The sequence below is a fragment of the Segatella copri genome (assembly GCF_002224675.1).
GTDB classification, from domain to species: Bacteria; Bacteroidota; Bacteroidia; order Bacteroidales; family Bacteroidaceae; genus Prevotella; species Prevotella copri_U.
The window spans coordinates 190,783-205,326 of the sequence record NZ_NMPZ01000001.1 but is presented as its reverse complement, the minus strand read 5'-3'; the positions used below and the strand labels follow the sequence as shown (position 1 = coordinate 205,326).

10 protein-coding genes are annotated in these 14,544 nt (G+C 46.3%); 4 read left to right on the top strand and 6 right to left on the bottom strand.

Annotation, left to right across the window (positions count from 1 at the left end):
* Nucleotides 1–37: 37 nt before the first annotated feature.
* From ligA to CFT61_RS00860, 4 genes are all read right to left on the bottom strand, one after another.
* Nucleotides 38–2,005, bottom strand: coding sequence for an NAD-dependent DNA ligase LigA (gene ligA / locus CFT61_RS00875; RefSeq protein WP_089542610.1), 1,968 nt, complete (start codon nt 2,003–2,005; stop codon nt 38–40).
* 15 nt (nt 2,006–2,020) lie between these two features.
* Nucleotides 2,021–2,545, bottom strand: coding sequence for a GNAT family N-acetyltransferase (locus CFT61_RS00870; protein WP_089542609.1), 525 nt, complete (start codon nt 2,543–2,545; stop codon nt 2,021–2,023).
* A 245-nt stretch (nt 2,546–2,790) separates the two neighbouring features.
* On the bottom strand, nt 2,791–4,062 hold the full coding sequence (locus tag CFT61_RS00865; protein ID WP_089542608.1) for a CobW family GTP-binding protein: 1,272 nt from the start codon (nt 4,060–4,062) through the stop codon (nt 2,791–2,793).
* A gap of 88 nt (nt 4,063–4,150) precedes the next feature.
* On the bottom strand, nt 4,151–6,226 hold the full coding sequence (locus tag CFT61_RS00860; protein WP_089542607.1) for a protein-disulfide reductase DsbD family protein: 2,076 nt from the start codon (nt 6,224–6,226) through the stop codon (nt 4,151–4,153).
* Between the two features lie 217 nt (nt 6,227–6,443).
* Between CFT61_RS00860 and CFT61_RS00855 the strand changes: the two genes are divergently transcribed.
* The 4 genes from CFT61_RS00855 (at nt 6,444) to CFT61_RS00840 (ending at nt 12,770) form a co-directional block, all read left to right on the top strand.
* Nucleotides 6,444–6,821, top strand: a complete 378-nt coding sequence (locus CFT61_RS00855; protein ID WP_142990521.1) for a hypothetical protein — start codon at nt 6,444–6,446, stop codon at nt 6,819–6,821.
* A 156-nt stretch (nt 6,822–6,977) separates the two neighbouring features.
* Nucleotides 6,978–8,231 carry an efflux RND transporter periplasmic adaptor subunit gene (locus tag CFT61_RS00850; RefSeq protein ID WP_089542605.1) on the top strand — a complete coding sequence of 418 codons (1,254 nt, stop codon included), beginning with the start codon at nt 6,978–6,980 and terminating at the stop codon, nt 8,229–8,231.
* A gap of 41 nt (nt 8,232–8,272) precedes the next feature.
* Nucleotides 8,273–11,464: an efflux RND transporter permease subunit gene (locus tag CFT61_RS00845; RefSeq protein WP_089542604.1), complete on the top strand. Its 3,192-nt coding sequence runs from the start codon at nt 8,273–8,275 to the stop codon at nt 11,462–11,464.
* 31 nt (nt 11,465–11,495) lie between these two features.
* Nucleotides 11,496–12,770, top strand: a complete 1,275-nt coding sequence (locus CFT61_RS00840; protein WP_089542603.1) for a TolC family protein — start codon at nt 11,496–11,498, stop codon at nt 12,768–12,770.
* 207 nt (nt 12,771–12,977) lie between these two features.
* Here the strand turns inward: CFT61_RS00840 and CFT61_RS00835 are convergent, their stop codons facing one another.
* Entirely contained in the window at nt 12,978–13,613 is a 636-nt protein-coding gene (locus CFT61_RS00835; protein ID WP_089542602.1) for a sugar transferase, read from the bottom strand.
* A gap of 56 nt (nt 13,614–13,669) precedes the next feature.
* Entirely contained in the window at nt 13,670–14,479 is an 810-nt protein-coding gene (locus CFT61_RS00830) for a glycosyltransferase family 2 protein (protein WP_089542601.1), read from the bottom strand.
* Nucleotides 14,480–14,544: the final 65 nt, after the last annotated feature.

Below are 14,544 nucleotides of genomic sequence, written 5' to 3'. Positions count from 1 at the left end.
AATCCCTTAGGCTTATTGAAGTCTAAGGGATTTCTTTTTATCCGAATTTCTCAACGAACTCATCTTCCGTGATGATAGGGATGTTGAGTTCATGAGCCTTCTTGTTCTTTGAACTTTGCGAGGCTGCATCGTTATTAATCAGATAGTTGGTGCTCTTGCTTACGCTTCCCGTCACCTTGCCACCTTGACTCTCGATGTAGGCCTTCAACTCGTTGCGGTTTTTATAATGATGAACATCACCCGTTACAACGAAGGTTAGTCCATCACACTGCGTACCTTTTTCTACAGGTGCCTGTTCTGTAATGGTCAGTTCCTTCATCAGATGCTGTACATGAGCGAAGTTGTTGTCATCTTTGAACCAGGCGATGAATTTGGCGCTTTTTTCAGGACCGATGCCATCGATGCTGGCAAACTCATCATCAAACATACAGAGCCGTGCGGTTTCTATCAGTTCCTTGACAGGATAGCGTTCAATCAGCTTTTTGGCAACATCACCTCCACACAGCGGGATGTTCAGCGCATAGAGCAGGTGACGCCCATCTGTATTTCGGCTTTTGCGGATGCTTTCCAGCATATTGCCTACACTCTTCTTTCCGAATCCTTCCCAGGAAGAGATGACATAGGCATGATCGGAAAGATGATAAAAGTCTGCATATTCACTGATCAGGCCTTCGTTTACCAGTTTCCAGATAGTCTGTTCTGAAATACCTTCTATGTTCAAACCTTCCTTGCTCACGAATCTCGTGAACTTCTTCAACTGCTTCGCCGCGCAATGCGGGTTGGTGCAATGCAGTGTTTTCGTGCCGCTTTCGCTTTCTCTGACGATAGCTTCTGCATGACAGACAGGACACTCTTTAGGAATTTCAAAGACACCCAGTGATTCTGTCACATTGATTACCTTTGGGATAATCTTGTTGGCCTTGATGACCTGCAATCGGGTTCCCTTGCCTCCGATACCCAAACGCTCGCATTCGCTTACATTGCAGAGAGAGGCTCGCTGAACAGTTGTGCCTTCCAGTTCTACAGGCTTGAAGACAGCCACAGGAGTGATGGTATTGGCTGCACACGACCATTCGATGTGGTCGAGTTCGGTATCGGCGTGCTCATCTTGCCATTTGAAGGCGTAACCAGCTCTTGTTGCATGATGACCTGTTACGGAACCAGTAGCTGCATAGGAGGTATCATCGTAGCAGATGACGAGCCCATCTACAGGGAAAGGATTCTTTTTGTTGGTCACCTTAGCCGTAAAAGCATCAATTTCCTTTTGGATGTTATCAGAAGTTGGCTGCTCTATCTTCTGGCGTTCTACCGGATGAAAACCCTGTTCTTCCAACCACTGCATTCTTTTGCCCCATGATGTGATTTCCTGTTCGCAATAAACCAGGGTGAAAGGAATCCATTGGATATGGCGCTGCTTTACTTCTTCTACATCTTTCAAAGAAAGAGATCCGGATGCAAGATTGCGGGGATTGGCGTAATCACCTTCGCTTTCGATGATAAACTGCTCGAAGTCGGCATAGGAGATGACAGCCTCGCCACGAATCACGAGATGTCCCTTTTCGCTGATGGACTGCGGAATACCACTGATAGCTGGTGCCAGATGCGTAATGTTGGTGCCAATATGACCATTACCGCGAGTCACCACCTTGGTTAGTTTGCCATTGTCGTATGTCACAACCAAGGTGAGGCCATCCAGCTTCCAGGAAATCCAGATAGGGCGGTCTTCTGCCCACTTGACGAGGTCGCTGACCTTCTTGGTCTTTGCCAGAGAGAGAGCTGCGAACTCGTGTTCTTCCTTCTGACCGACGATCGTATCTTCAGAAACTTTGTTGGTAGGGGAATCGGGGAGAATTTCGCCGGTTTCCTCTTCCAGCTTCTTGAGTTGGTCAAACAGGGCATCCCATTCGTAATCGGTAAGGATTTCACCTTTGCCGTTATAATAAACATCAGAAGCTTGGTTCAGTTGATTGACCAAGCTTCTCATTCTATTTAATTTATCCTCCATAATGTCTGTAAATCGTTATTGTATTTGTGGCTGTATCGTTTGCTTTTCGAAAGCAAAGCGCATACCTCTGTTCCCATAGTTGATTCTTCCGCAGATGCAGAAGCCCATGGAAGAGAGCAAGTTAATCATCGGAAGATTATCGAAATTGGTATCTACCTTGATGCTAGGAACCTTTTCTACCTCGCAGAGACTATTCACCTTATTAATAAATATACGTGCGAAACCCTCACGCTGATATTTAGGCAACGTAGCAAAGCGGTGTATTACATAATAATCGCCTGTGGTAAGCCAGTCGCCATCGATAAAATCGTACTGTGGTTCACCATTGAGTGCTACTGCACCATAGACAGCCACCTCGCCATCTACGGTAAGTACGTATGCGTTACCATTGTTGATGTCGTCTTTTATATCGTGCTCGGCAGGATAGTCATTAGTCCACTGATGACGTCCTGATGCAATCATAGAGCGACGAGCCTGGTCAATGATGTTCCAACACGCCTCAAAGTCCTTAATATATGCAGGTCGAAAATCGGTCTTCATTTCTTTGTATATTCACTTAATTATTTATTAATCGGGTGCAAATTTAACAAAAAAAAACGAATTAAAAGTACAAACGAAGAAAAAACTGCATTTTTACCCGCATTTTTCCTTTAATTTCTGGTTTTTTCATCTTTTCGGTAGTTAAAATGCGCTATTATCTCTTAAGTTTTACAAGTAAAATATAACGCCCTGTGAGGACAAAAACATAAATATCTTCATGCTTTTGCCTGACAGGGCGACTTCCCTTAGAGTGCTAAAGTCTTATCAAGTTCGGCGATAATAGCATCCTTCTGGTCCTTGATGTGCTGACCGATGAATACAATCTTGATCATACGGTCACCAAGTTTCTCATCCCATTCCTTCTCAAGCTGCGGATTGTTCTTGCGCAGTTCTGCGAGCTGGTCGGCTGGCATTGTTGCGAGCCACTGACCAGCCTGCTTGACAGTCTTCTGCTGACCTGCCTGCTCGAAAACATAGCACATGTCTGGTTCATCAGCAAAATAGCAGATACCCTTGGCACGAACGATGTCACGAGGCCATTTTCTTGCAACAAACTCATCGAAGAGACCCAGGTCGAATGCCTTGCGGCGATAATATACGAAGGTTCCAATACCATATTCCTCGACCTCGCCACCTTCGTGGTCATGGTCATGATCGTGATGATGATGGTGGTGACCATGTTCATGATCCTCGTGATCGTGGTGGTGCTCGTGCTCGTCATCGTCTTCATCATGGTGATGATGATGCTCATGCTCTTCTTCTTCATGGTCCTCTTCTCCGCTTCGTTCAGATTCGATTTCCTGAATCCAGCCTGCTGATGATGCAACAGTCTGCCAGTCAAACTTGTGAGTATTGACAATCAGATCGAGATCTACATCACCATAGTTACATTCGAAAATCTCTGCCTTAGGCTGGATAGCGCGGATAATCTGCTTCAGGTGCTCCAACTCCTTAGGCTCTACATCTGCGGCCTTATTGAGAAGGATGATGTTACAGAATTCCATCTGCTGGATGACGAGAGAAGCGAGATCCTCCTCATCAAGGTTTGGCTTCATCAAATCAGAACCATTGGCAAACTCGTCCTTCATACGAAGTGCATCAACTACAGTAACGATGCTGTCTAGGCGCAAGATACCGTTCTTGATATACTGAGGACCCAGGGATGGGATAGAGCAGATGGTCTGTGCTATAGGTGCAGGCTCGCAGATACCGCTTGCCTCTATTACAATATAGTCGAAACGCTTCATATCTACGATTTCCTTGAGCTGTTCTACAAGGTCCATCTTCAAGGTACAGCAAATACATCCATTCTGGAGTGAAACCAGGGAATCATCCTTCTGACCTACCACACCACCTTTCTCTATGAGAGCTGCATCAATATTCACCTCACCGATATCGTTGACGATAACGGCAAATTTGATACCCTTCTTGTTAGCCAAAATCTTGTTGAGCAGGGTAGTCTTACCACTGCCCAGATAGCCTGTCAAAAGCAGGACTGGAACTTCTTTATTGTTCATAAATTCCTCTTTTTATAGTGTTATACTTTAATTACAAAAGCGGGAATAGCAAATAACATGCCACTCCCGCCTTATGAAAAGTTAATTATTACTTACGATAGTTATCAAGACCCTTATGCAAGAAGTCAAGATAAGCACTGACATCCTCCTTGAAGCTGAATGCAGCGTTCAGAGGATTTCCCTCATTATCCACAGGAATGTAGAATGGCTGGGCATTAGCACCAAACTTGCTTGCCTGCAAGTAGCTCCACTTGTCACCGATGGTTCTCAATGTACGCTTTTCGCCATTGAAAGTCACCTCCATAGGCTGTGGCAATGGAGTCTTGTCATCTACATAGAGAGAGATGAGTACGTAGTCCTTTGTCAAAATGTCAGTAACACTAGGGTCTGTCCAGACTGAAGCCTCCATCTTACGGCAGTTGACACAACCGTAGCCGGTAAAGTCAATCAGTACAGGCTTGCCTGCTGCCTTTGCTGCTGCCATACCTTCCTCGTAGTCCTTATAAGCCGGTTCTACCACCTTGGTGTTCAGGTTGAAATCCTGGGTATTTACTGGTGGGGCAAAAGCACTTACAGCCTTGCATGGAGCACCCCAAAGACCAGGAATCATATAAACAGAGAAAGCCAAAGAACAAAGACCAAGCATAATGCAAGCTACTGGCATTGGCTTGTTGAGGTCACCGCCGATGGCATCTACCTGGAATTTCAACTTGCCAATCAGGTAGAGACCGAGCAGGCCGAAGATGACAATCCAGAGTGAGAGGAATACCTCGCGATCCATAATGTGCCAGCCATAAGCCAAATCTGCTACAGACAAGAACTTCAAAGAGAAAGCAAGCTCAATGAAACCAAGCACAATCTTGATGGTCTCCATCCAAGAACCAGACTTAGGAGCTGACTTCAACCAAGATGGGAAGAGTGCAAAGAGGGTGAATGGCAAGGCGAGAGCAAGGGCAAAACCAAACATACCAATGGTTGGTGCCAACCAGTCACCCGATGTAACTGTCTGTACCAGAAGCAAGCCGATGATAGGAGCGGTACAAGAGAAACTTACGAGCACGAGTGTGAACGCCATCAGGAAGATGCTGATGAGTCCGGTTGTGCTGGAAGCTTTATTATCTACAGCATTACCCCAACTGTCTGGCAACTTGATTTCAAACCATCCGAAGAATGAGAATGCGAAGACTGCCAGAAGCAAGAAGAGGATGATGTTGAATACCGCACTTGTACTAAGCGCATTGAGGGTACTAGGACCTGCAATGGCAGTAACGGTGAGACCGAGTGCCAAGTATATGATGACAATACTCAAACCATAAGTGATCGCATCGCGGATACCCTTCTTCTTGTCATTCTTGGCACGCTTCAGAAAGAAGCTTACTGTCATAGGAATGATAGGCCAGATACATGGCATTACAAGAGCGAGCAAACCGCCCACAAAACCAATAATGAAGATATAGAAGAGTGAATGGTTGGCAATGTCATTGTTGCCACCAAACGCCTGAAGCTCCTTTACAACCGGTTTCCACCAAGCCTTAGCATCATCACCATCTACAGAGAATGAAGAATCGATATTAGCTGTGCTATCTACTTTCTCTGCTACGGCAAGCTGAGCCAAAGAGTCTGCTTTCGCCTTAGCGATAGCTGCTGGATCTTCTGTCATTCCGTTAGCTTTCGCATCTTCAGGGCTGACAGCATCCTTGCCATCTACAGCAGGAGATTTGCCACTATGCTTGAAGCTTGCCTCGCTAGGAGGAAGGCAATTCTGGTCGCTGCAAGCGCCATACTCTAAATAAGCATCGATACGATAGTTAGGCTTGGTGAACTTCACTTTCTGTACGAAAGTGGCGCTACCCTCGAAGAAGCGTAACTTCATCTCAAAGAGAGGGTCGAACTTTGAAATTTCATGGCCACGAGCCTGCAACTTGCCTACGAGTTCTACACCGTCAAGCTTGTTTACGTTAAAAGTGGCTGAAATAGGTCCGTCTGCGCCCAAACCTGTAGAATAGACATGCCATCCCGGTTGGATTTTTCCATTAAACACGATTTCCGCTACAGCGGTTCCATTGGTCTTGAGCGAGGTTGAGAACTTCACAGGGTTCATCATCTGCGCATGAGCCAACATTACTACTAAGAGTAACTGTAAAACTGCAATAAACTTTTTCATTTTTATTTATGTACTAATTTTGATTGCAAAGATACTAAATTTTACTTAAAACACGGCAATCATCGGAGTATAGGTACTTGCCTTTTAGTTTTTTTTAGAAAAAATGCTATAAAATCATCTTTCTTTCTTGGTAATATAACAAAAATTCTGTATTTTTGTAGCCAATTTGCGAATGAGAAAAAGAAGATTATACATATTTGGTCTATGGATAGCTACATTGAGTATATTGCTATCTACGGTGATGCCCCATCATCACCACATGGGTCGTATCTGTATGATTCAGGAGCAATGCGAGCAGGATGGCAACATCAATGATGAACATACCGAACATCATAATCAGGAAAATAATAGCGATCGTGAGAACTGCAGCGTTCGTCAAATGCATCAGTTTGTCGTCAATTCCAAGATGGTGAAGGGTATCCGCAAGTTGCTGGTAGATGAGAGCCATCAGTTCATGATCCTGTCTTGTTCTTCCCTTTTAACCTTCCCTCGTCTCTCACTCATTTCAGTGAGATGGCAGCATGTGGCAGCTTCTCCGCTTGTTGAGGGGTTGGCGGCAGGCTATAGCAGACGGGGCCCTCCTTCTATTTTATGATTTTACAAGTTTGCCACTCGGTTGCAAAAATCGGTTTGAAGATTCGAATGCAACTGAGTTGCAAGATTTTCTGTGTACTTTTGCCAACGGATTTTTGATAAGATTCGTTGTGTCAAATTGTAGTGTAGAATTATAAAATAGAAGGAAAATACAAACATGAAAAGAGTAATTTTGATTGTCGCCGTTACGGCGATTGCCTGGGCTGGATTCGCTTTCTTTGCGAAACAAACCGGTTCAGAGGCTCATGCACATGAGGAACATGAGCATGAACATGAAGAAGAAGTAGATTTTGATCATATTCCGTTGACTGCCAAGCAGGTCAGCACCGTAGATTTGAAGATGGGTGAAGCTGTGGAGCGTGAGATGGATGCCACCATAGAAGCGAAAGGATCGCTCGTACTGCGTGCACAGGCGATGGGTGATGTTGCCTCTTTGATGGGCGGTATCGTGAAATCTATTTCTGTAAAAGAAGGGCAGCTTGTTCATAAGGGACAGGTTGTTGCTACCGTTGAAAATACAGATGTGGTAAGTCTTCAGCGTGAGTATTACTCTGCTGCCAAGGAGTGCGAACTTGCCAAGGCTGATTTGGAGCGCCAACTTCTGCTCAGTAAGCAGGGAGCAGGTGTGAAGCGTACCTTACAGCAGACAAAGAAAGATTACCAAGTGGCTCATGCCAATCTTTTGGGTATTGGCAGACAGCTCAGCCAGATGGGTATTTCTACTTCCGCTGTGTCCAAAGGCAAGTTTACCACAGCGTTCCCTTTGCATGCGCCTATCTCCGGCATCGTGAGCGAGATGACTGCCAGTCTGGGTAGTTATGCTGATATGCAGACTCCTCTGATGAAGATTAGAAACACCCAGGCAGTGGAATGCGACCTCAATGTCTTCGAGAAGGATTTGGCGAAGGTCAAGGTGGGCAATCGGGTGACCATAAACCTGACTAATCAGCCTGGCGTAAAGCTTTCAGGCACGGTATATGGCATGAACCAATACTTTAACGATAATTCGAAAGCCGTTGCTGTTCACGTAAAGCTGGATGCAGCAAGCGTGAAGAGTTATCTGCATTCTTCTTCAGGCAATAGCCATGGCGGAAAGCTTTTCGCAGGTATGTATGTAAGCGGAAAGATAGCTACAGGTAGCCAGCAGTGTCTCGCCTTGCCATCCCATGCAATTGTGAGCGCAGATGGAAAGCAGTATGTCTTCGCTCTCAATGGAGCTCCCAGCAAGGGTAACTACAGCTTCTCCCGTCATGAGGTGACCACAGGCGCTTCGGATGGTAAATATACAGAGGTGAAGCTTTGCAACCATCTACTGAAGGGTAAGAATGGAGCTGCCGGCAAGAAGATTGTAACTGCGAACGCTTATTATCTGGCTTCGCTTACAGGCGAACATAGCGAGCATGCACATTAAGCTTTAATAGTTTTCAACGAATCATTTTTAGATTAAAGCTTATGTTTCAGAAACTTATTACTTATTCCATTCGCCACAAACTGGTGATTGGAGTACTCTCTATAGCCCTGGCGATATGGGGTGTCTGGTCGCTGGTGCATCTTCCTTTCGATTCCACCCCGGACATTACAGATAATCAAGTACAGGTCATCACTCAGGCTCCTTCGCTGGGAGCTCAGGAGGTGGAGCAATATGTAACCACTCCTGTAGAAATGGCGCTTGCAAATATCCCCCGCATCCAGGAACGCCGTAGCATTTCAAGAAGCGGACTCTCGGTCATCACGCTTGTCTTCGACGATGCCGCCGATATCTATTGGGCACGTTCGCAGGTGAGTCAGGTAGTGGAACAGTTGGAGAAAGAACTGCCAAAGAACACCGAAACCGAGATGGGACCTATTGCCACCGGATTGGGCGAAATCTACCACTATACCATTCGTGCCAAGGAGGGATACGAGCATAAATACTCGCTCACCCAGCTCCGAACCATGCAGGACTGGATTGTGCGTAAACAGCTTTCCGGAACCCCGGGCGTTGCCGAAGTAAGCGGTTGGGGCGGCTATGTCAAGCAATATGAGGTGGCTATCAATACCGACCAACTGAACGCCAGCGGAGTCTCCGTAAACGAGGTGTTTGAAGCCTTGCAGCGCAACAATGCCAATACGGGTGGCAGCTACATCGAGCAGAATTCCAACCAGTATTATATCCGAGGCATCGGTGTGGTGAAGAATCTGGAGGATGTTGCCAACATCACGGTAAAGACGGTGGATGGAACACCTGTCAAGGTGGGCGATGTGGCAAAGGTTCAGTTGGGCCATGCCACCCGTTTCGGTGCCGTCACCCGCAATGGCGAAGGCGAGGTGGTGGCTGGTATCGCCATCATGCTCAAGGGCGAGAACTTCCAGGAAGTTATCAAAAATGTTAAGGAACGAATCAATCAGATTCAGAAATCGCTTCCGGAAGGAGTAGTTATCGAACCGTTTATCGATCGAACCAACCTGGTGGACCGAGTAGAGGGCACCATCGCCCGCAACCTGATTGAAGGCGGACTTATCGTCATTTTCGTACTTGTTATCTTCCTAGGTAACTGGCGAGCCGGACTTGTTGTAGCAAGTGTCATCCCACTGAGTATGCTCTTTGCCTTCGGTATGATGAAGACCTTTGGCATCGACGGAAATCTGATGTCGCTGGGAGCCATCGACTTTGGTATGATAGTGGATTCTGCGGTCATCATTGTTGAAGCTGTGGTGACACATATCAATACCGGTCATTTCTCGCAGCCGGAAGTTCGTGCTGCTTATCTTGCTCAATGTCAGAATGGTGGAGCAGCAACCCCATTTGCCCTGACCCAGAAACAGATGGACGAGGAAGTTCATTTCTCTGCTTCCCGAATCCGTCAGAGTGCTGCGTTCGGTGAAATCATCATTATGATTGTATATATTCCGCTGATGACACTGGTAGGAATCGAAGGAAAGATGTTCCGTCCTATGGCACTTACTGTATTCTTTGCCATTCTGGGAGCCTTCATTCTCTCGCTTACCTATGTGCCGATGGCAAGTTCGCTAATGTTAAGTAGAAAGGTACATACCCGAAAAACATTCTCCGACCGCGTGATAGAAAAGTTGCAGGCATGGTACCGACCGGTTCTCGTCTGGGTCTTGGCACGTAACAAGGATGTCATCACTGGTGCTGTGGCTCTTTTCTGCGTCAGTGTCGTGGGCTTCAAATTTCTGGGAGGCGAATTCATCCCAAGTCTGGAAGAAGGAGACTTTGCCGTGGAGATGAGTATGTCGCAGGGAACTTCATTGTCGCAGATGGTGGAGAGTTGTAGCAAGGCTGAAAAGCTGCTCAAGAAGGAATATCCTGAGATTAAGCAGGTTGTAAGCCGTATAGGTAGTGCAGAGATTCCTACCGACCCGATGCCGGTAGAACGTGCCGACATCATGATTGCACTGAAACCGAAGGCTGAATGGACCTCTGCCAAGACTACTCCAGAACTGATGGAGAAGATGGAGGAAACCTTGAGTGCCATTCCTGGATTGGAAGCTGAGATTTCTCAACCTATTCAGATGCGCAACAATGAGTTGCTGACAGGTATCAAGCAGGATGTGGCTATCAAGATATTTGGTGATGATCTGGACGTGCTCACTCAGCAGGCAGGCAAGGTGAAGAAAATGATAGAAGATGTGCCGGGCGTGAGCGGTATCTTTGTGGAGGAAGTTGCCGGTTTGCCTCAAATCCAGGTAAAATACAACCATGAAAAGATGGCTGCCTACGGGGTTAGTGTGGATGATATCAGTGAGATATTGGAAACCACCTTTGCCGGAGCCGTGGCTGGTTCTCTCTACGAAGGTGACAAGAAGTTTGATATCGTGCTGCGTATGGATCCTTCGCAGCGCAACGTAGAGTCGCTTGAGCAATTGAGCATACCTCTCAAGGATGGTACGGACATTCCGTTGTCTCAGGTGGCAGATATTGATTATTCACCAGCGCCGGCTCAGGTTTCTCATGAGGATGGTGCCCGCCGCATCTATGTTGGATTCAACGTGAAGGGCAGGGATGTGCAGAGTACCGTGGAGGACATCCAGGAGATTCTCGATGAAAAGCTGAAGTTGCCGGATGGCTACTATTATAATTATGGTGGTGAATTTGAAAACCTGCAGAGTGCTACCAACCGTCTGATGGTAGTAATACCGATAGCGCTTGTCATTATCTTGCTGTTGCTCTATGCTACGGTGAAGAATGTCCGTGAGTCGCTTTTCGTCTTCTCTGCCATTCCGCTGGCTGCCATCGGAGGCGTCTGGGCTTTGTGGCTCAGAGGTATGCCTTTCAGCATCTCGGCAGGTGTCGGCTTCATAGCCCTCTTTGGTGTAGCGGTGCTCAATGGAATCGTACTTATCGGACAGATGAACCAGATGCAGCGTGAAGAAAAGACTGCTGACAAACTGTCAGCATCCAGTGGAGTGACAGAGTTAATTCATCATCGCATCATTGAGAGCTGTATGGTTCGCTTGCGTCCTGTCTTGATGACGGCACTTGTTGCCTCTATGGGTTTCCTGCCAATGGCACTTTCCCAGGGTGATGGAGCAGAGGTACAGCGCCCACTGGCTACGGTGGTGATAGGTGGTCTGATAACCAGTACGCTGCTCACCTTGCTGGTGTTGCCTGCTATCTACAAGACATTCACCAAGAAATAGGCAATTAAGAAGATAACATAAAACATTTAGGATGAACAAGAGAAAAAAGAAAACTATATTCGGGCTGGCAGCAGTTTTGATGCTGCTGGCCCCTTCAGAGGCAAAGGCTCAGCTTTTCGATGCCACCATTCCCGGCACGAAGATGACTTTGGAGCAGTGTTTCCAGTTGGCAGATAAGCAGAACCTGACGTTGCAGGCTGGACGAAAATCGATAGAACGTGCCAAGGTAATGGAAGGAACGGCATGGGATGTGGACAAGACAGAGATTGCTTTCGGACAGAATCCGGCTTCAAGCGGCGATACCGATAATGCTCTTGCATTTTCACAGGGCATCGAATTTCCAACGGTTTATACCGCCCGCCGTGGTCAGCTGAAGGCAGAAACTCAGGCAGAAAAAAGTCGTCTGGGTGTAACTAATCAGCAGATTAAGCTTGAGATTGCTTCTGCTTATTATGCGATGCTCTATCAGACTCATCGTCTGAGTATCCTTCAGCGTCAGGATTCTATCCTCGACCGTTATTGCGATGTTGCCGAGAAGCGTTACAAGGCAGGCGAAGCCAGACAGCTGGAGTTCCTTACTGCCGAGCGCTTGCGTAATGAAAACCATTTAGAGATGGTAAATGTGAAGAGTGTGGCTGAGAACAAGCAGTTAGAACTGATGGCATTATTGAATACCGATCAGCCAGTTTTGCCAGCAGAATCTTATCTCATTGCACTGCAATCTCCTGTCAGCGGAACCTTCAACTATCAGCAGACTGCTGATGCGCAGTATCAGCAAGACCGGCTGAAGGCACTCGATAAGGAGGTGAAGTGCGCCAAGACGGGTTATGCGCCATCACTTTCGCTTACGCTTCGCACCCAGGCACTCATTTCCAGTTGGGATCCTTACCACATCGACCGTCAGCGTTTTACCGAGGGTAACTTCTTCGGCTTTGAGATTGGAGTAGGCGTGCCTCTCTTCTATGGTGCTATCAAGGCAAAGGTGAAGGCTGCCAAGAAGAATCGTGAGGTAGCAGAACTGGAGATGCAGCAGGAGCGGAGAGAAAAGGAACGTGATTATCGCCTAGGCTACAACCGTTTCCAGAATGCAGCCAAACGCATGGCTTATTATAACGGCGAGAACATTTCCAAGGCAAAAGAAATCGTTCGCCTTAGTACTGCCGAGTATGAGAGTGGCGAAATCAGCTATGTGGAGTATGCCAATGCCTTGCAGGAAGCGATAGATATGGGTATGAAGCAGGCTGATGTCATCAATGAATATAATGAGGCTGCCTTGGCTTTGCTGGGGCTTTCGAATCATCTGTAAGAAACAAAAAAAGAGGGTGTGTCATAAACCACATCCCATACGCCCTGAAAGGGCAGAAGCTCTTAGCCCAGGGCAGCGCCCTGGGTTTTAGAATAAATACAACAAAGTCGCCCTGAAAGGGCAAAAGCATTCAATTTCAGAGCTTTTGTCCTTTCAGGGCATATTGGGTAATTTCAACCGTACAGGTCGAATCTTTTCTATATGAATTTAGAACACTCTTCCGAAGATAATCTTGATGAAAGTCTTGCCTAAGATTCTGGCATCAAACCACCATGAACGATGCTCCAGGTAGTATAGGTCCATATCCAGGCGGCGCAACATCTTCTCCATCGTATCTGTGTATCCGTTATAGAGGGTTGCGTAGGAAGTAACACCAGGGCGAATCTGATACAGATTCTTATATCTAGGGTCACGCTCCATAATCTGGTCTATGTAGAACTTTCGTTCGGGTCTTGGACCAATAAACGACATATCGCCACAAATCACGTTCCAGAGTTGAGGAAGTTCATCCAGATGGTGTTTTCTCAGAAACTTGCCGATATGGGTAAGCCGCTTATCTTTTTTATGGGAACAGAGCTGAGGACCGTTCTTTTCTGCATCCACCGTCATGCTTCTGAATTTATAGATGTTGAAAGGGCGCCCAAACCGTCCGATTCGTTCCTGCTTGAAAATAGCTGGTCCACCATCTTCACATCTTACCATTATATATATTAGAAGCATGAGAGGCGAAACGAGCAGTAAGCTGATTGTTGCTAACAGAAAGTCGCCAGCTCGCTTGACGTTTCGCTCCATAGCACTCATTCCATCTGCTATGACTTTTGTCTTAACAATACTATTTCTCATATAGAGTTATTCCATTTACTATATAAACGTAAAGTTGTGCGATATATTACATTTAGCTATCCTTTTCTTTTAACAAAGCAGTAACTATCCTGTTTTCGCTTCATTAGCTTCAGAATGTATGTTGGCAAAAACAAAAAAGCAAAGTAGAAACAAGCCTTCAACCATCCATACCCCAGAATGCTACGATAAACAGCTATATTGTATTTGGCAAGTGATATCTTGCTGCTGGATATGGAATGCTTGTGGCGGCAATACACAGCCAGCGGCTGGTTGGGGTAGGAATAACACACCTTGCAATCTTTCAGGATTTGCAGGAAGAGTGCCCAATCTTGTCGCTTGCGCAAAGTGGGCATATAGTATTTTCTGCCCAGCAGTTGGGTATCATAGATAGCAGTGAGGCAACCTATTTTATTATCCCGCTTCATCATAGAGAAGGTGATTTTAGGCGGAGCGATATTGATGCCTACAGATTTTTGTTCGTTCAAATTGAAGATGATGTATGAGGCACAGGATAGAGCACACTGTTTCTGGTTCATGAATGCGATTTGCTTTTCCAGTTTATCCGGTGTCCAACGGTCGTCACTATCACAGAAAGCGATGTATCTTCCCCTGGCACGTTCTATGCTCTTGTTCCGGGCGTATCCTGCTCCATGGTTGTGGTCAAGATAGAGCACATCCACCCGGCTATCCCTTTCCTCTATCTTGTGCAGAATATCCAGAGTTACCGGATCCGTGGAACCGTCATCTGTAATCAGCAATTCCAGGTCAAGATAGGTTTGGTCAAGGATACTACTTATGCTGTCGGCAAGATATTTGCCGGCATTATAAGTGGGCATGATAACTGATACTAACCTGTTCCTATCCATTCTCTTTTATCCTTTTATATTATAACGAACAAAACAGCTTAATATTGTAAAAGAAGCAAGATGCT

What these genes read in the sequence shown, in the direction of transcription:
- ligA (WP_089542610.1), bottom strand. Translation starts at nt 2,005, where the DNA reads ATGGAGGATAAATTAAATAGAATGAGAAGCTTGGTCAATCAACTGAAC.
- CFT61_RS00870 (WP_089542609.1), bottom strand. Translation starts at nt 2,545, where the DNA reads ATGAAGACCGATTTTCGACCTGCATATATTAAGGACTTTGAGGCGTGT.
- CFT61_RS00865 (WP_089542608.1), bottom strand. Translation starts at nt 4,062, where the DNA reads ATGAACAATAAAGAAGTTCCAGTCCTGCTTTTGACAGGCTATCTGGGC.
- CFT61_RS00860 (WP_089542607.1), bottom strand. Translation starts at nt 6,226, where the DNA reads ATGAAAAAGTTTATTGCAGTTTTACAGTTACTCTTAGTAGTAATGTTG.
- CFT61_RS00850 (WP_089542605.1), top strand. Translation starts at nt 6,978, where the DNA reads ATGAAAAGAGTAATTTTGATTGTCGCCGTTACGGCGATTGCCTGGGCT.
- CFT61_RS00845 (WP_089542604.1), top strand. Translation starts at nt 8,273, where the DNA reads ATGTTTCAGAAACTTATTACTTATTCCATTCGCCACAAACTGGTGATT.
- CFT61_RS00840 (WP_089542603.1), top strand. Translation starts at nt 11,496, where the DNA reads ATGAACAAGAGAAAAAAGAAAACTATATTCGGGCTGGCAGCAGTTTTG.
- CFT61_RS00835 (WP_089542602.1), bottom strand. Translation starts at nt 13,613, where the DNA reads ATGAGAAATAGTATTGTTAAGACAAAAGTCATAGCAGATGGAATGAGT.
- CFT61_RS00830 (WP_089542601.1), bottom strand. Translation starts at nt 14,479, where the DNA reads ATGGATAGGAACAGGTTAGTATCAGTTATCATGCCCACTTATAATGCC.